The 24538-nt window shown below is 34.0% G+C and carries 20 protein-coding genes and 1 riboswitch; of the genes, 19 read left to right on the top strand and 1 reads right to left on the bottom strand.

Annotation, left to right across the window (positions count from 1 at the left end; translation table 11 throughout):
• The first annotated feature begins 291 nt into the window (after positions 1-291).
• The 18 genes from ACH2BG_RS00985 (at position 292) to metF (ending at position 22423) form a co-directional block, all read left to right on the top strand.
• On the top strand, positions 292-987 hold the full coding sequence (locus tag ACH2BG_RS00985; protein ID WP_395045871.1) for a phosphoadenylyl-sulfate reductase: 696 nt from the start codon (positions 292-294) through the stop codon (positions 985-987).
• A 35-nt stretch (positions 988-1022) separates the two neighbouring features.
• Positions 1023-1928: a sulfate adenylyltransferase subunit CysD gene (gene cysD / locus ACH2BG_RS00980; protein ID WP_395045870.1), complete on the top strand. Its 906-nt coding sequence runs from the start codon at positions 1023-1025 to the stop codon at positions 1926-1928.
• Positions 1929-1973: 45 nt separating this feature from the next.
• Positions 1974-3212, top strand: coding sequence for a sulfate adenylyltransferase subunit 1 (locus ACH2BG_RS00975; RefSeq protein WP_395045869.1), 1239 nt, complete (start codon positions 1974-1976; stop codon positions 3210-3212).
• Between the two features lie 34 nt (positions 3213-3246).
• Positions 3247-4062, top strand: coding sequence for a serine O-acetyltransferase EpsC (gene epsC / locus ACH2BG_RS00970; protein ID WP_395045868.1), 816 nt, complete (start codon positions 3247-3249; stop codon positions 4060-4062).
• Between the two features lie 95 nt (positions 4063-4157).
• A complete protein-coding gene (gene cysK, locus ACH2BG_RS00965; RefSeq protein ID WP_395045867.1) occupies positions 4158-5069 on the top strand; it encodes a cysteine synthase A in 912 nt (303 codons plus the stop codon).
• A 36-nt stretch (positions 5070-5105) separates the two neighbouring features.
• Positions 5106-5921, top strand: a complete 816-nt coding sequence (gene cobA, locus ACH2BG_RS00960; RefSeq protein ID WP_395045866.1) for a uroporphyrinogen-III C-methyltransferase — start codon at positions 5106-5108, stop codon at positions 5919-5921.
• Positions 5911-7614 carry a sulfite reductase flavoprotein subunit alpha gene (locus ACH2BG_RS00955; protein WP_395045865.1) on the top strand — a complete coding sequence of 568 codons (1704 nt, stop codon included), beginning with the start codon at positions 5911-5913 and terminating at the stop codon, positions 7612-7614. The genes cobA and ACH2BG_RS00955 overlap by 11 nt, the downstream gene beginning before the upstream one ends.
• Positions 7615-7647: 33 nt before the next feature.
• On the top strand, positions 7648-9294 hold the full coding sequence (locus tag ACH2BG_RS00950; protein WP_395045864.1) for an NADPH-dependent assimilatory sulfite reductase hemoprotein subunit: 1647 nt from the start codon (positions 7648-7650) through the stop codon (positions 9292-9294).
• Entirely contained in the window at positions 9291-10034 is a 744-nt protein-coding gene (locus ACH2BG_RS00945) for a DUF2490 domain-containing protein (RefSeq protein ID WP_395045863.1), read from the top strand. The genes ACH2BG_RS00950 and ACH2BG_RS00945 overlap by 4 nt, the downstream gene beginning before the upstream one ends.
• The gene (locus tag ACH2BG_RS00940) at positions 10031-11482 is read left to right on the top strand and encodes a TSUP family transporter (RefSeq protein ID WP_395045862.1); all 1452 of its coding nucleotides are present in this window, start codon (positions 10031-10033) and stop codon (positions 11480-11482) included. Before ACH2BG_RS00945 ends, ACH2BG_RS00940 begins: the two co-directional genes overlap by 4 nt.
• A 490-nt stretch (positions 11483-11972) precedes the next feature.
• Positions 11973-12164 carry a hypothetical protein gene (locus tag ACH2BG_RS00935; protein ID WP_395045861.1) on the top strand — a complete coding sequence of 64 codons (192 nt, stop codon included), beginning with the start codon at positions 11973-11975 and terminating at the stop codon, positions 12162-12164.
• Positions 12165-12200: 36 nt separating this feature from the next.
• On the top strand, positions 12201-13190 hold the full coding sequence (locus ACH2BG_RS00930; protein ID WP_395045860.1) for an alpha/beta fold hydrolase: 990 nt from the start codon (positions 12201-12203) through the stop codon (positions 13188-13190).
• A gap of 89 nt (positions 13191-13279) precedes the next feature.
• Positions 13280-15691: a bifunctional aspartate kinase/homoserine dehydrogenase I gene (gene thrA / locus ACH2BG_RS00925; protein ID WP_395045859.1), complete on the top strand. Its 2412-nt coding sequence runs from the start codon at positions 13280-13282 to the stop codon at positions 15689-15691.
• Between the two features lie 12 nt (positions 15692-15703).
• Positions 15704-16129 (top strand): OsmC family protein, encoded by a 426-nt coding sequence (locus ACH2BG_RS00920; protein ID WP_395045858.1) that lies wholly within the window; start codon positions 15704-15706, stop codon positions 16127-16129.
• Entirely contained in the window at positions 16126-17298 is a 1173-nt protein-coding gene (locus ACH2BG_RS00915) for a trans-sulfuration enzyme family protein (RefSeq protein WP_395045857.1), read from the top strand. Before ACH2BG_RS00920 ends, ACH2BG_RS00915 begins: the two co-directional genes overlap by 4 nt.
• Positions 17299-17436: 138 nt before the next feature.
• Positions 17437-17542: riboswitch (SAM riboswitch) on the top strand.
• Between the two features lie 199 nt (positions 17543-17741).
• Positions 17742-18731, top strand: a complete 990-nt coding sequence (locus tag ACH2BG_RS00910; protein ID WP_395045856.1) for a homocysteine S-methyltransferase family protein — start codon at positions 17742-17744, stop codon at positions 18729-18731.
• The gene (metH, locus tag ACH2BG_RS00905) at positions 18731-21412 is read left to right on the top strand and encodes a methionine synthase (protein WP_395045855.1); all 2682 of its coding nucleotides are present in this window, start codon (positions 18731-18733) and stop codon (positions 21410-21412) included. Before ACH2BG_RS00910 ends, metH begins: the two co-directional genes overlap by 1 nt.
• A 54-nt stretch (positions 21413-21466) precedes the next feature.
• Positions 21467-22423 (top strand): methylenetetrahydrofolate reductase [NAD(P)H], encoded by a 957-nt coding sequence (gene metF, locus ACH2BG_RS00900; protein WP_395045854.1) that lies wholly within the window; start codon positions 21467-21469, stop codon positions 22421-22423.
• Between the two features lie 224 nt (positions 22424-22647).
• Here the strand turns inward: metF and gldA are convergent, their stop codons facing one another.
• Entirely contained in the window at positions 22648-23544 is an 897-nt protein-coding gene (gldA, locus tag ACH2BG_RS00895; RefSeq protein ID WP_395045853.1) for a gliding motility-associated ABC transporter ATP-binding subunit GldA, read from the bottom strand.
• A gap of 282 nt (positions 23545-23826) precedes the next feature.
• Between gldA and ACH2BG_RS00890 the strand changes: the two genes are divergently transcribed.
• The coding region (locus ACH2BG_RS00890; RefSeq protein WP_395045852.1) for a prephenate dehydratase at positions 23827-24538 on the top strand (712 nt) is incomplete at its 3' end.

Genomic DNA, 24538 nt, shown 5'->3' with positions numbered 1-24538 from the left:
AAATTACAATGTGCAATATGTGTCGTATGATGTCGGAAGATTCCGCAGAGCAACGCATTGCATCATTTTAATTTTTTAAAATATACAATCAAACCTCTGCCAATCGCAGAGGTTTTTTTTATTTAAATCAAAATCAATAATAACAATGAAAAATTTAATGTCAAATAAAATGATGGTTTGTTGTCCTACTATGTGCAGAGTACGATGAGGTTTTTTTGTTGTTTTATAATTTAATACAAACAAAAAACCTCTTTATTAAAGAGGTTTTTTTATAACTATAATCTAAATATAATGGATGGTACTTTTTTAAAAAATATTGTAAACGGTAACAATCTTGAGGGAAATCTAAAATCGATAGCTGATGCAATCAGTGAAAAAATAGTTTTTTCGACAAGTTTTGGGATTGAAGATCAAGTAATATTGCACGCGATTTTTAGTCAAAAAATAAAAAACATTGAAGTTTTTACTTTAGACACAGGCAGACTTTTTCCTGAAACTTATGCTTTATGGGACAAGACATTACAGCAATATAATGCTTCTATAAAAGCGTATTATCCGAACACAAATCAGGTTGAAGAATATGTTCAAAATAACGGAATCAATCCTTTTTATGAATCGGTAAATCTAAGAAAAGAATGTTGCCATATCAGAAAAGTAGAGCCGCTTAATAGGGCGCTTATAGGAGCGAAAATTTGGATAACAGGATTAAGAGCCGAACAATCTGACAACAGAAACGGTCTTAATATCATCGAATGGGACGAGCATTTCCAGGTTTATAAATACAATCCATTATTAAACTGGACGACAAGCGAGGTAAAAGAATACATCAAGAAGAACGGTGTTCCATACAATACACTTCACGACAAAAATTTTGTAAGTATTGGCTGTGCGCCTTGTACAAGGGCCATTAATGAAGGTGAAAATTTTAGAGATGGTCGCTGGTGGTGGGAAAATCAGTCTAAAAAAGAATGCGGTTTACATAAATAGATTTCAGGTTTTACGATAATAAAAAAATAAAAAAAATGAGCAACTCAACACATTATTTAAATCAATTAGAAGACGAGGCAATTTATATTCTCCGTGAAACGGCAGCGCAATTCGAAAAACCAGCTTTGCTATTTTCGGGAGGAAAAGATTCAATTGTTTTAGTACATCTAGCTTTAAAAGCATTTCGTCCTGGTAAGTTTCCGTTCCCGTTAGTACATATCGATACGGGTCATAATTTTCCTGAAGCTATTGCTTTTAGAGATTATTTGGCGAATCAAATAGGTGAAAAACTAATCGTTGTTTCGGTTGAAGACAGTATCAAAAAATACAATTTAAAAGAAACGTCTGGTCGTTTTCCTTCACGAAATGCTTTGCAAACGTATGCTTTGCTAGATGCAATTCAAGACAATGAATTCGATGCTTGTATAGGAGGTGCCAGACGTGACGAAGAAAAAGCGAGAGCCAAAGAACGAATTTTTTCTGTTCGTGACGATTTTGGACAATGGGATCCAAAACTACAACGTCCCGAATTATGGGATATTCTGAATGGAAAAGTGCAAAAAGGTCACAATGTTCGTGTGTTTCCAATTAGCAATTGGACCGAATTAGATGTATGGAATTACATTCAAAAATATAATATAGAATTACCAAGTTTATATTTTGCTCACGAAAGAGAATGCATCGTACATCATGACAAATTAGTAGCTACTTCTCAGTTTATTCAGCCTTTGCAAGATGATACTGTTGTAAATGAAAATGTACGTTACAGAACCGTTGGCGATATGACTTGCACGGCTGCAGTTCCTTCCACAGCGGCTACAATTCAGGATATTATCGATGATATTATTCAAACCAGAGTAAGCGAAAGAGGTCAGACCAGATTAGATGACCAACTCTCGGAAGCTGCTATGGAAGACAGGAAAAAACAGGGATATTTTTAGGATTTCCGAATAATCAAATACACAAATTAACGAATCAACAATATAATGAACACATTACGATTTATAACCGCAGGAAATGTAGATGACGGAAAAAGCACATTAATTGGAAGATTATTGTACGATTCCGATAGCATTCACACCGACCAATTGGGATTATTGGAAAACCAAACCAAACAAGAAGGTGTTACCATCGACTTGTCATTAATTACCGACGGATTGCGAGCAGAAAGAGAACAAGGAATTACTATTGACGTGGCGTATAAATATTTTTCTACCAAAAACAGAAAATTTATTATCGCCGATGCGCCTGGACATGAGCAATATACCAGAAATATGATTACTGGAGCCTCAAACTCAGATTTGATAATTATTTTGGTCGATGCCAGAAAAGGAATCACAACCCAAACCAAAAGACACGCCAGCATTGGTTCTTTAATTGGTATTAAAAAAGCCATAATTGCAGTAAATAAAATCGATTTGGTCGATTATTCTGAATCTATTTTCAATTCAATTAGAACCGATTTCGAAAACCTAAAAGGTAATTTAAATTTTGATGAAATTGTTTACATCCCAATCAGTGCTTTAGAAGGAGATAATATTGTCGACAAATCGACTAAAACACCTTGGTTTGAAGGCGATACTTTATTGAAAACCTTAGAATATATCGACATTCCGTCAAGCGAAAATTTAGCTTCTCGTTTTCAGGTGCAATGGGTTATTCGTCCAAAAGATGAAGAAAATCATGATTACAGAGGTTATGCAGGACAAGTTTTAAGTGGCAGTTATCAGCAAGGAGATCAAGTGAAAATTTTACCTTCTGGAATAGAAACGACCATTTCAAAAATAGAAAAGCATCAGCAAACTATCACAAAAGCAGTAGCTGGAGAAAATATTGTTTTGCATTTATCTGAAAATATAGATATCAGTCGAGGCGATAGTATTGTAAAAATCGATGAATTACCTACCACTTCAAATGATTTAAAAACTTGGGTTTCTTGGCTTGATAACACAGCGTTGCAAATAGGGAAGACCTACATTTTGCAACACCGATTTAGAAAAGTCCGTGTAAAAATTCAATCGATCGATAAAAAATGGGATAGCAACCAATGGAAGTTTAGTGAAGCCAATGAAATCAAATTAAACGACATCGGACAAATTTCACTAAGGTCAAATCAACCTTTATTTTTTGATGCTTTCGCCGAAAATTCAAAAACTGGGAATGCCATTTTAATTGACGAAACAACTCACAACACAGTAGGTGCTTTACTTTTTTTAGCTCAATAGAATTTCGAAAATAATAAGTCAAACAATCTATTTTATGATACATCCAATTTATAAAAAGAATAATACAAAAGTCAAAAAGCTACCTGATAAAGTCAAAACAGAAACTTGGGTAGAAGAGATTTTTTATTGGATTTTTTCAATAGGAGAACAGTATTCTGATTATGATTTTTTTCTAAAAAAAGAAAAACAATTACAATCTGATTTAAGCGAATTAATAGACAATGTTCTTACAGATACTGAAAAGACACAAAAGATTGTAAAACAATTCTTTGCCGAGCTAGAAGTTATTCACGGTTGGCTTGAAGCCGATTTAGAAACTGTTTTCAATTTTGACCCAGCGGCTAAATCCCGAAGTGAAGTATTGGTTGCTTATCCTGGTTTTTTTGCCATTGCCATTTATAGATTGTCACATCAGCTTTGGAAAAAAAAGGTTCCTGTTTTACCACGTCTAATTTCGGAATATGTGCATAGTAAAACTGGAATCGACATTCATCCAAGTGCAAAAATCGGAGAACGATTTTTTATCGATCATGGGACAGGAATTGTAATCGGAGAAACATCAATAATTGGCAATGATGTAAAAATCTATCAAGGAGTTACACTCGGCGCATTAACAGTAAATAAAGATAAAGCCGAAGAAAAACGTCATCCAACGATTCAAAACAATGTCATTATTTATGCCAATGCAACCATATTAGGTGGAAATACAATTATTGGAAGCGAATCAATTATTGGCGGAAATGTCTGGATTACAAATTCTATTCCGCCTAAATCATTAGTATATCACAAAAGTGAAATTATCATAAAAAATAAAGATCCTTTTCCGGAGCCGTTAAACTTTATGATTTAGAAGAAAATAAATAACAATTTGAATGAAAATAAAATTATGACTCGAGCCTGAAAGGCGAAAGCATCGAATACCTTAACAAATAAATACATAATGAGATGAAAGCAAATAATATTTTAGAAACCATAGGGAATACGCCAGTTGTACAACTTAATAAGTTATATGGATCAAACAAAAATGTGTGGATTAAATTAGAAAAAAATAATCCAGGAAACAGTATCAAAGACAGAATTGCATTGGCAATGATCGAAGATGCAGAACGCAAAGGATTGCTTAATGCAGATACCGTAATTGTAGAGCCTACATCAGGAAATACAGGAATTGGATTGGCTCTGGTTGCAGCGGTAAAAGGGTATAAAGTCATTCTAGTAATGCCAGAATCAATGAGTGTGGAACGTAGAAAGCTAATGGAAATTTATGGTGCCGAATTTGAACTAACTCCTCGTGAAAAAGGGATGAAAGGAGCTATTGAAAGAGCTAACGAATTGGTAGCTCAAATTCCAAATGCTTGGTCTCCACAACAGTTTGACAATCTTGCAAATGTAGCAGTTCACGAAAGAACAACGGCTCAAGAAATTATTTCAGATTTTCCGGATGGTTTAGATTATATCATTACGGGAGTGGGAACTGGTGGACACATTACAGGCGTAGCAAAAGTATTGAAAGCAAAATTTCCAAATTTAAAAGTCATTGCTGTCGAACCAGAATTATCACCAGTATTAAGCGGTGGTACACCAGGACCACACCCGTTACAAGGAATTGGAGCTGGGTTCGTTCCTTCAATTCTTCAAAAACATTTAATAGACGAGGTAATCCAAGTGAGTAAAGATGAAGCATTTGATTTTACCAGAAATATAGCGAAGCAAGAGGGAATATTAGTAGGAATTTCTACGGGTGCATCTTTAGCAGCTGTTGCAAAAAAACTAAATGAAATCCGTGATGGAGCAACCATTTTAACCTTCAATTACGACACAGGCGAACGTTATTTGTCTATTGAGGGATTATTTTAACTAATGACTTTTGGCTAATGCCTAAAAATAAAAAAGATGAATATAGTAAATAAAGGAAAAGTAATCTTAGCAGGAGCAGGGCCAGGCGATCCAGATTTAATAAGTGTCAAGGCACTTAAATACCTGCAAATTGCCGATGTAGTTCTAACAGACAGATTAGTTTCTCCAGTATTAATAGAAGAAAACGCTCGTAAAGATGCACTCGTTATTTATGTAGGAAAGCAGTGTTCGAAGGGAATTCATACGCCTCAAAAAGATATTAACGAACTAATAGTCGAATTTGCCTTACTCGGAAAATTAGTACTGAGATTAAAAGGTGGCGATGCTTCTTTGTTTTCTAATATTTTAGATGAACTAGAAATACTGAAGCAAAATAACATAAGTTATGAAATTATTCCTGGAATCTCGGCGGCTTTTGGAGCGGCTGCATATACTGGAATTCCATTAACGGCAAGAGAACATTCAAGAGGAGTGCGATTTCTTACGCTTTATGATTTAAAAAATGTAGCTCCAAAATTATGGGAGGATTGGGCAACTACCGACGATACTTTAGTGTTTTACATGAGTGGACAAAGGCTAGAAACGCTTGCTAATATACTTTCTAAAAAAGGAATAAATCCGTGTAAAGGCATTGCTGTTGTGCAACAAGCCACGACACCTTTTCAAAAAACTATAGTATTCACTTTTGAAGAATTAAAAAATAAAAAATTACCGGATTTCGAATTTGTTCCTACCATTATTATTGTAGGAAATGTTGTGAATCTTCACAAACAATACAATTGGTTTGAAGAACTAAATACTACGGAATCTTATTTCGATAATCACAAAAACACTTATCAAGATGCTATCTGAAACTAAATTATCATTATTACAACAATTAGTGCAAAGCGCTTCAACAGAAGAAATTATCTGGACAAAAGGTTATTTGGCAGGTTATTTAGATAAAAATCGAATTGATTTAGTAGTTCCAAATATTTCGGAAATACCAGCCATTGCAGTCAAACCACTTATTATTTACGGAACCGAAACTGGAAATTCTAAAAAAATAGCCTCGCAACTATTGGCAGGTTTCAAGAAGAATAAAATCCAGGCCAAAGCAGTCGATGTTTTTCAATACGATTTAACTAAAATAGAAAAAGAAAATTTGGTTTTGTTTGTTATGAGCACACAAGGTGAAGGCGAATTTCCTCAAAATGCGGTAGCGTTTTACGAAAAATTAAAAGCTTCTGATGTCAATTTGAGTAAGGTATCCTTTGCTGTTTTAGGATTAGGCGATTCTTCTTATCCCTTGTTTTGTAATGCGGGCGTTTTATTAGATGAAGTTTTATTAGAGAAAGGAGCCAACCAACTCTTGACTTTAGTAAAAGCAGATGTAGATTTTGCTGAAAACGTAATTGAGTGGGAGAAAAATTTATTACATGTTTTTCATAACAATGCATCAAATCAAACCAGTGTGAGTACAGAAAAAAAGACTGAAAAAGGCTCGCATAAAAAGAATTATACAGGAACTATTAGCCATAAAGTGATATTAAATGATAGAGAATCTAACAAGGAAACCTATCACATCGAAATTACCTCAGATGATGCCGTAGTTTACGAACCTGGTGATGCTTTGGGTATGATTCCAAAAAACAAAAAGGAAGATGTCGATTTTATTTTAAATTATTTTGCAGCAAATGCAACGCAGCAAATAACTATAAAAGACGAAAAAAAGACTGCTGAAAAATGGTTGGAAGAAAGAAATATCAAAGGATTAAGTAAGCTTTCTTTAGATAAAATCTCAGAATTACTACAAACGACTATCGATTTAGAAAAAGCCGATTTGATTGATGTTTTAAAACAATTTCCAAAATCAGAATCAATAAATATTGATGCTTTAATTGAAACTTTATTGCCCATTGCACCAAGATTATATTCCATATCCTCCACAGCGGAAGCCCATGACGGACAAGTACATTTAACAGTCAATTTGAATAAATTCAAAGTTGGAGATGAGGTTAAAACAGGGTTGGCATCACAATTTTTAGCCGATTATCCTACTGATATCGAATTGGAATTTTATATCCATAAAAATCAAAATTTCCGATTACCAACTGATCATACTGATGTGATTATGATTGGACCAGGAACAGGAATTGCTCCTTTCAGAAGCTTTTTAGCACACAGAGATGCTACGGGGGCCGAAGGGAAAAACTGGTTATTCTTTGGTGAGCAACATTTTGTATTAGACTTCTATTACCAAACCGAAATTCAGGAATGGATTAGCACTGGTGTGCTCTCGAAACTGGATACCGCTTTTTCTCGTGATCAAGAACGAAAAATTTATGTGCAAGACCGTATTCGTGAAAAAGCATCAGATTTTAATGAATGGTTAGAAAGTGGTGCAAGTATATACATCTGCGGGCAAAAAAATCCGATGAGTCAAGACGTAGAACAAGCCATTGTCGATGTAATTGCGCAAGAGCGAAAAATCTCATTAGAAGAAGCAAGACAAGTTTTAGAAGAGTTAGAAAGTCAAGGAAAATACCAAAAAGACGTGTATTAATATACAACCTGTCAGGTGTAAAAAATAAAAAAAATGAGTGAAAAATTATCGCCAATAGAAGCAATAAAGACCCAAAGTGATGGTCTTAGAGGCACATTAAAAGATAGTATCGATTTAGATAATCATACAGGAAATGTTCGTCCAGATGACGAAACATTAGTTAAGTTTCATGGTATGTACGTGCAAGATGATCGTGACAGAAGAGCTGAAAGAGCGGCTAAAAAATTAGACAAGTTGTACTCGTTTATGATTCGTTTGCGTATTCCGGGTGGTGTAATTACAGCTGACCAATGGATTGCAACACATGAAATATCAGAACAATACGGAACAGGAATATTAAAAATAACGACAAGACAAACCGTACAATTACACGGTTTGCTAAAACACCAATTGCGCCCAACGATTCAGTCTTTCAACACGGCAAAACTAGATTCGATTGCGGCGTGTGGCGATGTAAATAGAAATGTAATTGTGAGTTCGCATCCCCAATTGTCTAGCTTACATAAAGAAATATACGAATATGCGGATAAAATATCGACCTTATTATTGCCAAAAACACAGTCATATTACGACGTTTTTATAGATGGAGAAAAAATTTACGAGCGATCATCAGAAGCCGATCCTTTATATGAAGATAGGTATTTACCAAGGAAATTTAAAATAGCCATTGCTATTCCGCCGTCTAACGATGTCGATGTGTTCACTAATGATATTGCACTAATTGCCATTGTCGAAAACGACAAACTAAAAGGTTTCAATATTGCTATTGGTGGCGGTTTAGCTACAACACACGGGAATCCGAATACTTATTCTCGATTGGCTTCTATCATTGGTTTTACTGATACTGAAGAGAAAATGCTCAAAGCAGTTTATGAGATTCTAACCATTCAAAGAGATTTTGGAAATAGAGTAGATAGAAAATTGTCTAGAATGAAATACACGGTCGATAAGTTGACTGTCCCAGTATTTAAAAAAGAACTAGAAACCCGCATCGGATTCGATTTGTTACCAGAACAACCATTCAAATTTACCGAAAGAAGTGATCGTTTTGGTTGGGAGAAAAGTGAACAAGGCGAATGGTTTTATACCTTATTTATAGAACATGGTGTGGTAAAACCAGATCAAAAACAATTTTTATTGGAAGTAGCGCAATTGCAGTTTTCTAATTTCATCTTTTCAGGCAATCAGAATCTGATTTTAGGAGAAGTAAGTGATGAAAATAAATCTAAAATCGAAACATTAATAGCGCAACATCAAATTAATAAAAATGACAGCGCACTCCGAAAAAACTCGATGGCTTGTGTCGCTTTACCTACTTGTCCTTTGGCTTTGGCCGAAGCGCAACGTTATTTACCAGAATTAGTGACTAAAATAGAGCCTATTTTAGAGAAATATAACTTGCAAGAGGAAGGAATAGTCATTAGAATGACAGGTTGTCCTAATGGTTGTGGTCGTCCTTACGTTGCCGAATTGGGTTTTGTAGGAACAGGTCCAGGGCAATATAATTTTATGTTAGGTGGCGACAGGTATGGCGAACGTTTAAATAAATTGTATAAAGAAAAACAAACCGAATCTCAAATTTTAGAAGAGGTAGATTTTATCTTAAACAGGTATAATAACGAAAAAGAAAATAGGGAAACTTTAGGAGATTTTGCTTATCGAGTAATTTTAGATAAATGAAAAATATAATTTTATTATCCTTTTTGATGCTTCCGAAATTTTCATTTGCACAAAAAAAGGTAGAACGCCAACAATTTATTTGGTACGGGTATTATAATTCTTTAAAATTTAATGAAAACTGGACATTGAATAGCGAAATACAAGAACGCCAGTTTTATAAACCCACAGCGCAACATCAATTGGTGTTTAGATCAAATTTGGAAAGAAAATTGATTGAGAACTGGAATACTTCTGTTGGAATGACCTTGTTTTTACAGAACCCTAATAATCCCAATTCAGAAAGTAATCTGACAGTTCCCGAATTACGCCCAGATATTGGTTTTAATAGTAAGCAAAGGTTAGGTTTTATAACTATCAATCATCGTTATAAAGCTGAAGCGAGGTTTTTTCACGATGTGAAAAATCAAAAATTAGTAGGTGGTTTTAGATTTTCAAACATCCGTTTTCGATACCAATTAGGTTTAGATTTTCCACTTTTGAAAAAAGAGGGAAAAGAAAAAATTATTCTGAAAGTTAAAGATGAAATAATGTTTAACCTAGGAAGTAAGATTGTCAAAAACACTTTCGACCAAAATAGAATCTATCTCGCTTTACATTATAAGTTGAATGCTTCTTATGCTTTAGAATTAGGGTATATGAATTGGTTTCAACAACAAAAAACAGGAACTGATTTTTATAATAGAGACATTTTGCGACTGTCAATCTTTCACAATATTGATTTTAAAAAAGAAAAAATATGAGTAATACTTTATTCCCAATTTTTTTAAAAACCGAAACAGCACATTTTTTAATAGTAGGTGGTGGTAACATAGGCTTAGAAAAAGCGGAAACCTTATTAAAACAAAATCCTACTATTAGATTGACAATAGTAGCGACTTATTTCCATCCAAGATTAACTAAAATTATAAGTCTGCATGAAAATATTTCTTTCTTCGAACGTCCTTTTGAAGAAAATGATTTGCAAAACAAAGATTTTGTGATTATCACAACTGATAAACCCGAAATTAATTTGGAAGTTAGAGAATTGGCAAAATCTAAAGGAATTAAAGTAAACGCGGCCGATCAACCAGATTTATGTGATTTTTATTTAGGATCCATTGTTACCAAAGGAAGTTTGAAAATTGCTATTTCTACCAATGGGAAATCCCCAGTTTTAGCAAGAAGAATGCGAGAATATTTTACCGAAGTAATTCCAGATAATATAGAAGAAAGCATCGAGGTTTTAAACCAATTTAGAACCAATCATAAAGGAGATTTTCAAGAAAAATTATCCGATTTAAATAAAATAACTCAAGGTTTTAAAGGGAATAAAAAAGTAAAAGAGACTAAAAAATACAAACAACTAGCGTTTACTTTAGCTATTTCTTTTTTAATGTTATTTGTGGGTTACGGATTGTCAACAATTGTTTCAATTTCAGATGCAAAGGACGGATTAAGTGATATTCCAAATGAGTTTTATGGTATGTTGTTAATTGGTTTTGTAGCCCAATTAGTCGATGGCGCGGTTGGTTTGGGTTATGGTGTAACTTGTGCTACGAGTATGATGCTCTTGGGTATTAATTTGCCAGCTATTAGTGGCAGCATTCATACTGCCGAAATGTTCTCCAGCGGTGTTAGTGGTTACTCTCATTATAAATTTGGTAATGTAAATAAAAAATTATTACTCTGGCTCGCCATTCCAGGAGTATTTGGTGCCATAAGTGGAGCGATGCTTCTTATTTATTTAGGAAATAAATATGTGACTATTGCGTATGTAGTTTTGTCTATTTATACCATGATAATTGGGGTGAGATTAATTATTTTGGCCTTTAGAAAAATAAATGAAAAGAAGAAAATTAAGAATACTGGTTTTCTTGGTTTTTCAGGGGGATTTCTAGATGCTTTTGGTGGCGGTGGCTGGGGGCCTATTGTTACATCAACACTTTTAGCAAAAGGAAGAAAATCTAATTATGTTGTGGGTACAGTAAGTCTAGCGGAATTTTTTGTTACACTAGCAGCTGCAATTACTTTTTTTGCTTCATTAGGAGTAAGTCATTGGTATATTATTGTAGGTCTTATTATTGGAGGGATTACAGCAGCGCCATTGGCAGCAAAATTAGCTGGAAAATTGCCTCAAAAAACTGCTTTATTGCTCGTTGCTACACTGGTTATTGTTTTTAGTATAAGAATTTTGCTCAAAGTTTTTTAATAAAGATAAAATGCCGTAAAAAAGCTTCGTATAGTTTTATTTTCTTTAAAAAAGATTAAAATAAAGTATTTTTAGAAAAACAATCTAAAATGTTTGTTTGTTTAGAAAAAACAACTAAATTTGCAAAATAAATTACAAACAAAATGAAAATTACAATTTACAATATGTGTCGCATGATGTCGGAAAATTCCGCAGAGCAACGTATTGCATAATTTTAATTTTTTTTAAAATATACAATCAAACCTCTGCCAATCGCAGAGGTTTTTTGTTTTCTTAAAACAAACAAAAAAGTGAAATCATAAATAAAATGAAAAATTCAGTAGCAAACAAAATAATGATGACGAAACGAATGATGCAAATGTGTATTTACATCAAACCTTGCTATTGCCAAAAGCGGAAGATTTAATCTTTATTATAGTTCAAACTATAAAGTCCTTTTGGTAAATGCTTCAAAAGGACTTTTTTTATAAACAATTAAATATTTCAGCAAATGAAAACTCTAAATAAAATTTTAAAAATATTACAATCGATAGGGAAATTCGATTTCAAAAAAACAACGGTTAATACAATTAAAAAGGGATCATTAAAAGCAATTCAATTCGAATATGATTCAAAATCAGATGATTCAGAATCATTATTATTTTTAATAAACGGTCAAGAAGACGAATTTCTTTTTATTTAAATGGAAAACATTAGGATTTAAAATTCTATAATTAAGATGAAAAAATTGGAAAAAATAATAATATCAGATTTTGTTACCGAAAGCGGAAAAGTTCAAAAGAACCTATCGCTTTTTTATCAAGTTTTTGGAAAACCTGTCGGGAAAGCACCCGTAGTTTTGGTTAATCATGCACTCACTGGAAACTCTCAAGTAACCGGAGAAAATGGCTGGTGGGAAGATTTAATAGGCAAAAATAAAACGATAGATACTAATGAATTTACCGTTTTGGCTTTCAATATTCCTGGAAACGGATATGACGGATTAAAAGAAAATCTAATTCATAATTACACTCATTTTACAGCTAGAGATATTGCTAAAATATTTTGGAAAGGATTAGAACAATTACAAATAGAAAGTCTTTTTTCAGTTATCGGCGGAAGCCTAGGTGGCGGAATTGCTTGGGAAATGGCAGTTATAAATCCCACTGCAATCGAAAATCTAATCCCAATCGCTTCCGATTGGAAAGCATCGGATTGGGTTATTGCCAACACATTAATACAAGACGAAATTCTGAACAATTCTAATTATCCAATTCCTGATGCTAGATTGCATGCTATGCTTTTGTACAGAACGCCACAATCATTAAAGCAAAAATTTAACAGACAGAAAAACGAGCTAAAAAATATTTTTCAAATAGAAAGTTGGCTATTTCATCATGGAGAAAAATTGCAAAAACGTTTTCAATTAGCATCTTACAAAATGATGAACCATCTTATAAAAACAATCGATATTACTAGAAATAGAAAAGATTTTGTAACCGTCGCCAAAGTAATTCAGGCAAATATTCACATTATTGGAGTAGATACCGATTATTTTTTTACTCCCGATGAGAATCGAGAAACTTACAAAGATTTGAAAAAAGTAAAGCAAAATGTGTTTTACCACGAAATCAAATCGATACACGGTCACGACGCTTTTTTGATAGAGTACGAACAATTAAACGCTATTTTAAGCGACCTTTTTATAACTAATAAACAAATAGCATAATGAAATGGAGTATAACGAAATTGTGAATTAACCACAAATGACACTATGCAAATTACATATGACCATTAAAAAATAATAAAAACACACATATGAAAATATTAAAATTTGGAGGAAAATCACTCACTTACGGAAATGGATTTGAGAAGACAATAGAAATTATTTTAGATAAAGTAAATAATAACGAAAAAATCGCTGTTGTTGTTTCAGCAATCGCAAATGCAACAGATGAGTTGGAAAGAATTTTAGAAAAAGCAGTAAAAAGTGAAGTCTATTTAAAAGATTTTTCTGATTTTAAAAATTACCAACAAGCTAATTTTCTAGTAGATTTATCAGAAGAGTTTCGGCTTTTAGAAAAAACGTTCGAAGGAGTCTCTTTATTAGGCGATTATAGCAATAAAATAAAGGACAATGTTTTAGCACAGGGAGAAGTTATTTCTGCAAAGATTGTTACACAAGCATTGAAAGAAAAAGGAGTAAATGCTAATTTTTCAGACACACGTTTGCTGATTAAAACCGACGGAAATTATGGAAATGCACAGCCTTTAGATAGCTTGTCAAAGAAAAATGTAATTAACCATTTCAAACAAAATAACGGAACGACGGTAAATGTGATTACGGGTTTTATTGGTTCAAACAACAATAATGATACAACGACTTTAGGAAGAAATGGAAGTAATTATACAGCTTCTTTAATTGCAAATTATCTTGATGCCGAAGAGTTACAAAATTATACACATGTTGATGGAATTTATACTGCTAATCCAGATTTAGTTTCCGATGCCAAAAAAATTGACTTTCTTTCTTTTAATGAAGCTAATGAATTAGCCAATTTTGGAGCCACGATTCTTCATGCCAAAACCATAGTTCCTCTATTAGAAAAAAATATTCCGCTTCGTGTTCTAAATACATTCAACCACGAAAATCAAGGTACATTAATCACTTCAACTGCAAATAAAGAAGGTATAAAATCACTTTCGGTTCTGGAAAATGTGGCTTTAGTAAATCTTGAAGGGAGAGGACTTCTTGGAAAAACAGGTGTCGATGCACGAATTTTCAAAGCATTGGGGGATAATGATATTAGTGTGAGTATTATTTCGCAAGGTTCGTCCGAAAGAGGAATTGGAATTGTAGTTGCGGCTGATAAAGCTTCAAAAGCTATTATTGCATTAGAAAAAGAATTTGAAAACGATTTTTATTCAAAAGATGTCAATAAAATTTCGGCAACCGATAATGTTTCTGTGATTTCGATTGTAGGTCAGGATTTAAGCACGTTTCACAAACCATATTCTGCGCTTATCAAAAACAAGATTGTCCCAATTCTTTTCAACAATACCGTTACAGGAAAAAATGTTAGTTTGGTGGTTAATAAATCCCAACTTCATAAAGCGGTAAATGTTATTCACGGCGAAATTTTCGGAGTTTCAAAAAAAATAAACATTGCTGTTTTTGGTCATGGTTTGGTTGGAGGAACACTAATTGATCAGATTTTAAATTCGGCTTCAACCATAGAAAAACGGAAGGATGTTAAACTTAATATTTTTGCTATTGCCAATTCTAAAAAAATAATACTGAACAAAAATGGAGTCACGCAGAATTGGAAAAATGAAATCGAAAACAACGGAATTCCTTATACTATTCAAGGGGTTATCGCTTACGCCAATGAGCATCATCTAGAGAATTTGATAGCAATAGACAACACGGCAAGTAGTAAGTTTGTTGAAAATTATATATCACTAGCAGAGCATAGTTTCGACTTGGTTTCTTCAAATAAAGTGGCAAATACTTTAAGTTATGATTTTTACAAAAAAGTAAGAAAATCATTGGCAGATAATCAAAAGAATTATTTGTACGAAACTAATGTAGGTGCTGGATTACCAGTTATAGATACTATAAAACTATTGCATCATTCTGGGGAAAATGTTACTAAAATAAAAGGTGTTTTATCAGGTTCATTAAGCTTTTTATTTAATACTTTTTCGGCAAATGACATTCCTTTTAGTGAAGCATTGAAGCAAGCAATCGATAAAGGTTACACCGAACCAGATCCTAGAGAAGATCTTTGTGGAAATGACGTAGCGAGAAAAGTTCTCATTTTAGCAAGAGAACTAGATTTGCAAAACGAATTTGAGGAAATCAATATTCAAAATCTAATTCCAGAAAATTTAAGGCAAGGTGATAAAGAGGAGTTTTTAAGCAGATTATCCGAGCTCGATGCTATTTTTGCTAAAATAAAAGAAGACCAAAAACCAAATCATGTTTTGAGATATGTTGGCGAATTATCTGGTGATTTACAACAGGAAAAAGGAAATCTTGATGTAAAATTAATTTCTGTTCCACTTGATACCGCTTTGGGACAATTGAAAGGTTCCGATTCTTTCTTCGAAATTTATACTGAATCGTATGGCGACAGACCTATTGTAATACAAGGCGCTGGTGCAGGATCGGCAGTAACGGCAAGAGGTGTTTTTGGAGATATTTTAAGATTGTCAGATAAAGGATAAAAAGAAAATAATATGAAAATAACACTAAACAGAATTAATAATGACTATCACTTTCAATTAAAAAACGAAAGAGGTCACGTTGTAGAATTAGACAGTAAAGCCGAATTTGGAGGTAACGATTTAGCACCAAGCCCAATGGAACTTTTATTGATGGGAGTTGCTGGTTGTAGCGCGATTGATGTAATATCAATACTCAAAAAACAACGCCAAGAAATCACATCTTACAAAACAGAAGTAGAAGGTGTTCGGGAGCAAATTGAAGAAGCAAAACCTTTTAAAGACATTACGGTAACCATTTTTTTAGAAGGAAATATCAACGAAGAAAAAGCTCTAAAAGCAGCCCAACTCTCTTTCGAAAAATATTGTTCCGTTTCCAAAACACTAGAGCCAACAGCAAAAATCAATTATAAAGTAGTTTTAAATAATAAGTCATTATGAACGAACAAGATTTCGGTTTTGAAACCCAAGCCATACGAACGCAATTAGATCGCACACAATATTTAGAACATTCAGTGCCATTATATTTAACTTCAAGTTTTGTCTTCGAAGATGCCGAAGACATGAGAGCTTCGTTTACAGAAGAAAAAGACAGAAATATTTACAGCCGTTTCAGCAATCCTAATACGACGGAATTTGTAGAAAAAATATGTAAAATGGAAGGTGCCAAAGCAGGTTATGCTTTCGCAACAGGAATGGCTGCGGTATATTCAACTTTTGCGGCCTTACTTAATTCAGGAGATCATATCGTTTCTGCGGGAAGTGTTTTTGGCTCTACTCACGCTTTGTTTACCACTTATTTTCCGAAATGGAATATTCAAACTTCGTATTTTGATATTAATAAGCCCGAAACAATCGAAAATTTTATCAAACCAAATACTAAAATCCTTTATGCAGAATCTCCCACAAATCCCGCAGTAGATATTATCGATTTAGAATTATTAGGAAAAATAGCAAAAAAGCACAATCTGATTTTAATTATCGACAATTGTTTTGCAACACCATATATTCAACAACCAATAAAATTTGGAGCACATTTAGTGGTACATTCTGCAACAAAATTAATCGATGGACAAGGACGAGTTTTAGGAGGAGTAACCGTAGGAAGTGCAGCGCTAATAAGAGAAATTTATTTATTTTCAAGAAATACTGGACCAGCATTATCCCCTTTTAACGCTTGGATTTTATCTAAAAGTCTAGAAACATTAGCCGTAAGAGTCGAAAAACATTGTGAAAATGCCTTAAAGGTTGCCGAGTTTTTAGAAAACCACCCAAAAGTAAAAAAAGTAAAATATCCGTTTCTAAAATCACACCCGCAATACGAAATCGCCAAAAAACAAATGAGTTTAGGAGGTAATGTGGTTGCTTTCGAAATTGAAGGCGGAATAGAAGCTGGCAGACAATTTTTAGACAAAATTGAATTGTGCTCTCTTTCGGCAAACTTAGGAGATACGCGAACAATTGTAACACATCCCGCTTCCACAACACATAGTAAATTAACTGTAGACGAGCGATTAGCCGTAAGTATTACCGACGGTTTGGTTCGAGTTTCCGTAGGATTAGAAACAGTAGCCGATCTGATAGATGATTTAAATCAGGCTTTAAATTAATTAAACAGAAAATAAATCAATTTAAAACAAATAAAATAGATTTACTTTCTGTTTTACAAATAAATATAATCATTTAATAGAAAATTTTTCATAAGAAATTTTTTATTACTACATTTGTATCGTTCCTATATTTATTGATTGTTATCACGAAAGCTGGAGGGATTAGACCCAACGAAAGCTTAGCAACCCTTTACTGTAAAGAAGGTGCTACATTCTATTCCGATTTATCGGAAACAGATAACCACGAGAATTCCCTCTCACTTTCCCATAACATTTTATATTTCTAAGAACTAATTTCTAAATTATTAGGAGCTATTTCCTGCTGTACACTATATCTTTTCCTTGCTAAAGAAGCAAGAAAAAGGATATCGTTCCCATCAGGGCTATTTAATAAACATTTTTGTAAAAAATTGGCGCTTTTGCGTCTTTGAGAGAAAAAAAACATGTCAAAAATAAAACAAGCCATAAAAGAAAGAATCCTAGTTCTCGACGGAGCCATGGGAACCATGTTGCAACGCAATAACTTCTCTGAAGAAGATTTTCGTGGCGAACGCTTCAAAGATTTTCCACATCCATTAAAAGGCAATAACGATTTATTATCCATCACACAACCTGAAGCGGTAAAAGAAGTTCACAGACAATATTTTCAAGCAGGAGCCGATATTGTCGAAACCAACACATTTTCAGGAACAACCATCGGAATGGCCGATTATCATCTCGAAGAATATGTTTACGAACTCAATTACGAGTCCGCAAAAATCGCCCGTGAAGTAGCCGATGAGTTTACTGATCGACCAAGATTTGTAGCAGGAGCAATCGGACCAACAAACCGAACAGCATCAATGTCTCCAGACGTAAATGACCCAGGATTTCGTGCCGTAACTTTCGATGATTTGCGAATTGCCTACAAACAACAAGCAGAAGCTTTGATTGACGGTGGTTGCGATATCTTATTAGTAGAAACTATTTTCGATACACTAAACGCCAAAGCTGCACTTTTTGCCATCGAAGAAGTAAAAGAAGAACGAAATTTAGATATTCCCATTATGGTCTCAGGAACTATTACTGATGCATCTGGAAGAACATTATCTGGACAAACGGTAGAAGCATTTTTAATTTCTGTTTCACATATTCCACTATTGAGTGTAGGTTTCAATTGTGCTTTGGGAGCAGATTTGCTTAAACCTTACTTGCAAACGTTGGCACACAATACTTCGTTCAATATTTCGGCACATCCTAATGCAGGATTACCAAATGCCTTTGGGGAGTACGATGAAACACCGGAGCAAATGCAAGCCTTCATCAAAGAATATCTAGACGATAATTTAATAAATATCATAGGCGGTTGTTGCGGAACAACTCCAAATCATATTAAGTTGATTGCTGAAATAGCAAAAGATTACAAACCCAGAAAAGCAGAAATACTTGCCTAATGAAAGTGAATCAAAAAAGAAAAAACCTTGTATTATCAGGATTAGAACCCTTAATCATCACGCCAGAGAGCGTTTTTGTGAATATTGGTGAACGAACCAATGTTACAGGTTCTAGAAAATTCCTTCGATTAATAAAGGAAGAAAAATACGAAGAAGCATTAAGCATTGCCAAAGAGCAAGTAGAAGGTGGCGCCCAAATCATCGATATTAATATGGATGAAGGAATGCTCGATGGCGAATATGCCATGACTAAGTTCCTAAACCTTATCGCTGCCGAACCAGATATTTCACGTGTTCCTATCATGATCGACAGCTCGAAATGGGAAATCATTGAAGCTGGTCTAAAAGTCGTGCAAGGAAAATGTGTCGTAAATTCAATTTCATTAAAAGAAGGAGAAGAACAATTTATTCATCACGCTAAATTGATTAAACGCTACGGAGCTGCGGCAATTATTATGGCTTTTGATGAGGTAGGGCAAGCCGATAATTTTGAAAGAAGAGTCGAAATATGCCAGCGTTCGTATGATATTCTGGTTAACAAGGTTGGTTTTCCACCACAGGATATTATTTTCGATTTGAATATTTTTCCAGTAGCTACTGGTATGGAGGAACATCGCCTGAACGCTTTGGATTTCTTTAGGGGAACCAAATGGGTTCGCGAAAATTTGCCGCACGCGCACATCAGCGGCGGGGTGAGTAATGTTTCGTTTTCGTTTAGAGGAAATGACACGGTGAGAGAAGCGATGCACTCGGTTTTCCTGTACCATGCCATTCAAAACGGAATGACAATGGGTATTGTAAACCCGGAGATGTTGTCCATTTATGATGAAATTCCGAAAGATTTACTGGAACATGTAGAAGATGTAATTCTGAACAGACGCGATGATGCTACAGAACGCTTACTTGATTTTGCTGAAAATGTAAAAGGAGATGTCAAGAATACCGAAAAAGCAGTTCAGGAATGGCGTTCGGGAACAGTTCAGGAAAGAATTACGCATTCTTTGGTAAAAGGAGTGGACGAATTTATAGAAACTGATGTTGAAGAAGCCAGACTTGCTGCCGTAAAACCAATTGAAGTTATCGAGATCAACCTGATGACTGGAATGAATGTCGTAGGAGATTTGTTTGGTTCGGGTAAAATGTTTTTGCCGCAAGTGGTAAAATCAGCTCGTGTAATGAAGAAAGCAGTAGCGTATTTATTACCATTTATCGAAGCGAGCAAACAAGCTGGAGACAAACAAGGGAACGGAAAAATTCTGATGGCAACTGTAAAAGGCGACGTCCACGATATTGGAAAAAACATTGTTTCGGTTGTATTGGCTTGTAATAATTATGAGATTGTAGATTTGGGTGTTATGGTGCCTCCAGAAAAAATTATTGCAGCGGCTATCGAACACAACGTAGATATTATCGGGTTGAGCGGATTAATCACGCCGTCACTAGACGAAATGGTATATCTGGCCAAGGAATTAGACAGACGAGGGCTGAAAATCCCAGTAATGCTTGGTGGTGCAACGACTTCTCGTGCACATACAGCTGTAAAAATTGCACCGCAATATAGAGAGACGGTTATTCACGTAAACGACGCTTCGAGAGCCGTAACGGTTGCTGGAAGTTTATTGAACAAGGATAAAAAAATATATGCAAGTGACATTAGAGCCGAATATGATGCTTTTAGAGAAACGTTTTTGAACCGTTCGCGTGACAAAAATTTCTTAACAATTGAGCAAGCTCGTAAAAATAAATTGCAATTGGATTGGGAGAATTTTACTCCTGTAAAACCAAATGTAATTGGAGAACAAGTTATCGAAGTCGATTTGGATGTTTTGGTCCCATATATTGACTGGACACCATTTTTTAGAACGTGGGAATTGTTTGGAAAATATCCTGCGATTTTGACAGATGAGGTTGTTGGAGAACAAGCGACTTCTGTTTTTGCCGATGCACAGGAAATGTTAGAAGTTATTTTGAAAGAAAAGAAACTAACTGCCAAAGGAATCTACGGAATTTTCCCTGCCAATCAAGTGAACGACGACGATATTGAATTAAGTGATGAAAACGGAAAAGTATTGGAAAAGTTCCTAACACTTCGTCAGCAATCTCAAAAAACCAAAGGTGCTCCAAACATTGCCTTATCCGATTTTATTGCTCCAAAAGAGAGCGGTAAAACCGATTATATGGGTGCGTTTTGTGTAACGACTGGTTTTGGTGTGGATGAATGGGCGACCGAATTCGAAAAGAATCTAGACGATTACAATTCGATAATGGTCAAAGCTTTGGCTGACCGATTCGCAGAAGCATTTGCTGAATATCTTCACGAAAAAATTCGTAAAGAAATTTGGGGTTATGCCTCCAATGAGGTTTTAAGCAAAGAAGCACTTATAGAAGAAGATTATAAAGGGATTCGTCCCGCGCCAGGTTACCCTGCTTGTCCTGACCATTTAGAAAAACCAACAATTTGGAAATTGTTGAATGTAGAACAAAAAATAGGAGTAACATTAACCGAAAGTATGGCGATGTGGCCAGCTTCTTCAGTTTCAGGATATTATTTTGGAAACCCAGAAAGCAAGTATTTTGGACTCGGAAAAATAAAAGAAGATCAAGTTATCGATTACGCCAAACGAAGAAGTATTTCGACCGATAAAGCTATAAAATGGTTAAATCCGAATATCGCAGATTGATGATTTTAGCAATTTCAATTCTAAAATCATAATTCTAAAATCAAAAATTTAAAAATGAAAGTAACACAACATATAGAAAGCGCTCAAGGAAAACCACTTTTTTCTTTCGAAATATTACCACCGCTAAAAGGACAAAACATACAATCTATTTTTGATAGTATCGATCCATTAATGGAATTTAACCCACCATTTATAGACGTAACTTACCATCGGGAAGAATACGAATACAAAGAATTGCCTAGTGGATTGTTAGAAAAAAAGATTGTAAAAAAACGACCGGGAACAGTTGGAATTTGTGCAGCCATTCAAAATAAATACCATGTAGATGCGATTCCGCATATTTTATGTGGTGGTTTCAATAGAGAAGACACCGAGAATTTACTGATAGATTTAGATTTTTTAGGTATCGACAATGTTGTGGCTTTGCGTGGTGATGCGTTAAAAAACGAAATTTATTTTAAAGCAGAAAAAGCAGGAAACCAATACGCATCAGAATTGGTTACACAAATTGCCAATTTAAACAAAGGAATTTACCTCGATGAAGATTTGCAAAACTCGTCATCGACCAATTTTTGTATAGGAATTGCAGGTTATCCCGAAAAACACATGGAAGCACCAAGTGTAGATAGCGACATTCATTTTCTAAAACAAAAAATAAAAAACGGAGCGCAATATATCATCACGCAAATGTTTTTTGACAATAAAAAATTCTTCGATTTTGTGGCAAAATGCCGTGCAGCAGGAATTACTGTTCCTATTATTCCAGGACTAAAACCCATTGCGACAAAAAAACAATTAAATCTTATTCCGCACCGATTTAGTGTGCAATTGCCAGACGATTTAATCATGTCAGTAGTAAAAGCAAGCGATAACGATGCCGTAAAACAAATAGGAATCGAGTGGTGTACCCAACAAAGTAAGGAATTGGTTGCGGCAGGAATTCCTGTTTTGCATTATTATAGTATGGGAAAAGCAGAAAATATCAAAGAGATTGCAAAGACGGTTTTTTAGGAGCTATTTCCAGCTATTCGTTACAATCTTTTATTTTTTTAAAGAAAAAAACAAAAGGATTTCCACTACTATCTGGGCTAGGGCAGTTTGGTTATTTCGTCATTTAGCATTTGAATTTACTAAAAAAAACACAAACAGTTTGTCATTTCGACGAAGGAGAAATTTCATTTTTTTTCCAGAATCAATTTAAGAGATTCCCCTTCGTAGGAATGACAAAACAATACTTACTTCGTCATTTCTCTAAAAATACTTTCTAAATTTTTATTTTTCAGATTCAGTTGTAAAGTTTTTAGCCCATTTTCGTGAGCAAAATCGAATACTATTGGACGCATATCGGTTTCGGTATCAAAAGAAAGTTCCCAAACCAAATTATGTAGGTTCTTGTAGGATTCAATATTTGGTAAATTATCAAATAATTTTTCGTCAATTACTTTATCAAATTCAACTTCTATAATTTGTTCTGTTTTTTCCGAAACTAATAAGTCAAGATTCTTGTCGGTCACAATTTTTCCGTGATTTATAATAATGACACGATCGCAAATCGCTTCCACTTCTTGCATAATATGTGTCGATAGGAAAACGGTTTTGTCTTTACCAATATTTTTTATCAATTCACGAATTTCGACTAATTGGTTTGGATCTAATCCTGTGGTTGGTTCATCAAGAATTAAAACATCAGGATTGTGCAAAAGTGCAGTCGCCAATCCCACACGCTGGCGATAACCTTTAGATAATTGCCCAATTTTTTTATGGCTTTCTGGGGATAAACCGGTTAAAATAATCACTTCTTCAATACGGGATTTTGCAACTTTATAAACATCGGCATTAAAAGCCAAATATTCTCGAACATACAAATCTAAATACAACGGATTGTGCTCAGGCAAATATCCAACCGATTTTTGAACTTCTAATTGATTTGTATTTACATCAAATCCATTCACCATTGCCGAACCTTCATCAGCATTAATGTAAGTCGTCAAAATTTTCATTAAAGTCGATTTTCCTGCGCCATTTGGACCCAGAAAACCTACGATTTCTCCTTTTTTTACTGAAAAAGAAACATTATCTAACGCTTTTTGCGTTCCGTAATTTTTAGAAATATTTTGAACTTCGATTGACATAATATTGAGATTTGTAGCAAAAGTAAGAAGAAAATAGAATCAAAGATTTCGATAAACTTATTTTTTTGTAAAAATGTATTTTGATATCATTTTTTTAGTAAGTTTGTCATTCAAATCGCTCAAAAAAAGCAATGATCACAAATAACACATTTTTTAGCAACAATTCTTTTTATTTCTATTGGAACATAGGAAGGGATTGTTATATGGTTATTTGATTAGAAAATTAAATTAAAAATATAAATATACAATCCCGTCTTTTAGGCGGGATTTTTTTTGCTTATTATGGAAATAGAAATAAAGAAAATCGCAATTCAGGGAATAGAAGGTTCGTTTCACCATCAGGTTGCAACGACGTTGTTCGATAAAAATCTTTCTTTAGATGAATGTATGTCGTTTGAACTTTTAGTAAAAAGTCTCAAAGAAAAAACTTCACAAAAAGGAATTATGGCTTTAGAAAACTCTATTGCGGGCTCGATAATTCCAAATTACGCACTTATAGATAGTAATGATTTACATATTATTGGCGAGTATTATTTAGATATAAGTATGAATCTTATGGTGCTAAAAGGTCAAAAAATAGAGGATATTACCGAAGTGCATTCACACCCAATTGCTCTGCTACAATGTGCTGTTTTTTTTAATAAATATCCACACATTAAACTTGTAGAAAGTGGTGATACTGCCGAAACTGCTAGAAGAATTCAACAGCAAAAGCTAATGGGAATTGGAGCAGTTGCCAGTCCAATTGCTGCAAAAATGTATGATTTAGATATTATTGCTTCTGGAATTCATACTATAAAAAGTAACAAAACACGATTTGTGATTGTTAAAACTCAAAACAAAGAAATTCCAAAAGAACATATTAATAAAGCTTCTATAAAATTCGAGTTAGACGATACGCCGGGAAACTTGGCAACAGTTTTGAATGTGATGAATAATTGCAAATTAAATTTAACAAAAATTCAATCGATGCCTATAATTGAAACACCATTTC

Source organism: Flavobacterium sp., from assembly GCF_043779715.1.
In the GTDB taxonomy this organism is placed as follows: Bacteria; Bacteroidota; Bacteroidia; order Flavobacteriales; family Flavobacteriaceae; genus Flavobacterium.
This window is presented reverse-complemented; position numbering and strand designations above follow the sequence as displayed.

Excerpts from the sequence above, each read along its gene's own strand:
- ACH2BG_RS00985 (WP_395045871.1), top strand. The coding sequence starts at position 292 with ATGGATGGTACTTTTTTAAAAAATATTGTAAACGGTAACAATCTTGAG.
- cysD (WP_395045870.1), top strand. The coding sequence starts at position 1,023 with ATGAGCAACTCAACACATTATTTAAATCAATTAGAAGACGAGGCAATT.
- ACH2BG_RS00975 (WP_395045869.1), top strand. The coding sequence starts at position 1,974 with ATGAACACATTACGATTTATAACCGCAGGAAATGTAGATGACGGAAAA.
- epsC (WP_395045868.1), top strand. The coding sequence starts at position 3,247 with ATGATACATCCAATTTATAAAAAGAATAATACAAAAGTCAAAAAGCTA.
- cysK (WP_395045867.1), top strand. The coding sequence starts at position 4,158 with ATGAAAGCAAATAATATTTTAGAAACCATAGGGAATACGCCAGTTGTA.
- cobA (WP_395045866.1), top strand. The coding sequence starts at position 5,106 with ATGAATATAGTAAATAAAGGAAAAGTAATCTTAGCAGGAGCAGGGCCA.
- ACH2BG_RS00955 (WP_395045865.1), top strand. The coding sequence starts at position 5,911 with ATGCTATCTGAAACTAAATTATCATTATTACAACAATTAGTGCAAAGC.
- ACH2BG_RS00950 (WP_395045864.1), top strand. The coding sequence starts at position 7,648 with ATGAGTGAAAAATTATCGCCAATAGAAGCAATAAAGACCCAAAGTGAT.
- ACH2BG_RS00945 (WP_395045863.1), top strand. The coding sequence starts at position 9,291 with ATGAAAAATATAATTTTATTATCCTTTTTGATGCTTCCGAAATTTTCA.
- ACH2BG_RS00940 (WP_395045862.1), top strand. The coding sequence starts at position 10,031 with ATGAGTAATACTTTATTCCCAATTTTTTTAAAAACCGAAACAGCACAT.
- ACH2BG_RS00935 (WP_395045861.1), top strand. The coding sequence starts at position 11,973 with ATGAAAACTCTAAATAAAATTTTAAAAATATTACAATCGATAGGGAAA.
- ACH2BG_RS00930 (WP_395045860.1), top strand. The coding sequence starts at position 12,201 with ATGAAAAAATTGGAAAAAATAATAATATCAGATTTTGTTACCGAAAGC.
- thrA (WP_395045859.1), top strand. The coding sequence starts at position 13,280 with ATGAAAATATTAAAATTTGGAGGAAAATCACTCACTTACGGAAATGGA.
- ACH2BG_RS00920 (WP_395045858.1), top strand. The coding sequence starts at position 15,704 with ATGAAAATAACACTAAACAGAATTAATAATGACTATCACTTTCAATTA.
- ACH2BG_RS00915 (WP_395045857.1), top strand. The coding sequence starts at position 16,126 with ATGAACGAACAAGATTTCGGTTTTGAAACCCAAGCCATACGAACGCAA.
- ACH2BG_RS00910 (WP_395045856.1), top strand. The coding sequence starts at position 17,742 with ATGTCAAAAATAAAACAAGCCATAAAAGAAAGAATCCTAGTTCTCGAC.
- metH (WP_395045855.1), top strand. The coding sequence starts at position 18,731 with ATGAAAGTGAATCAAAAAAGAAAAAACCTTGTATTATCAGGATTAGAA.
- metF (WP_395045854.1), top strand. The coding sequence starts at position 21,467 with ATGAAAGTAACACAACATATAGAAAGCGCTCAAGGAAAACCACTTTTT.
- gldA (WP_395045853.1), bottom strand. The coding sequence starts at position 23,544 with ATGTCAATCGAAGTTCAAAATATTTCTAAAAATTACGGAACGCAAAAA.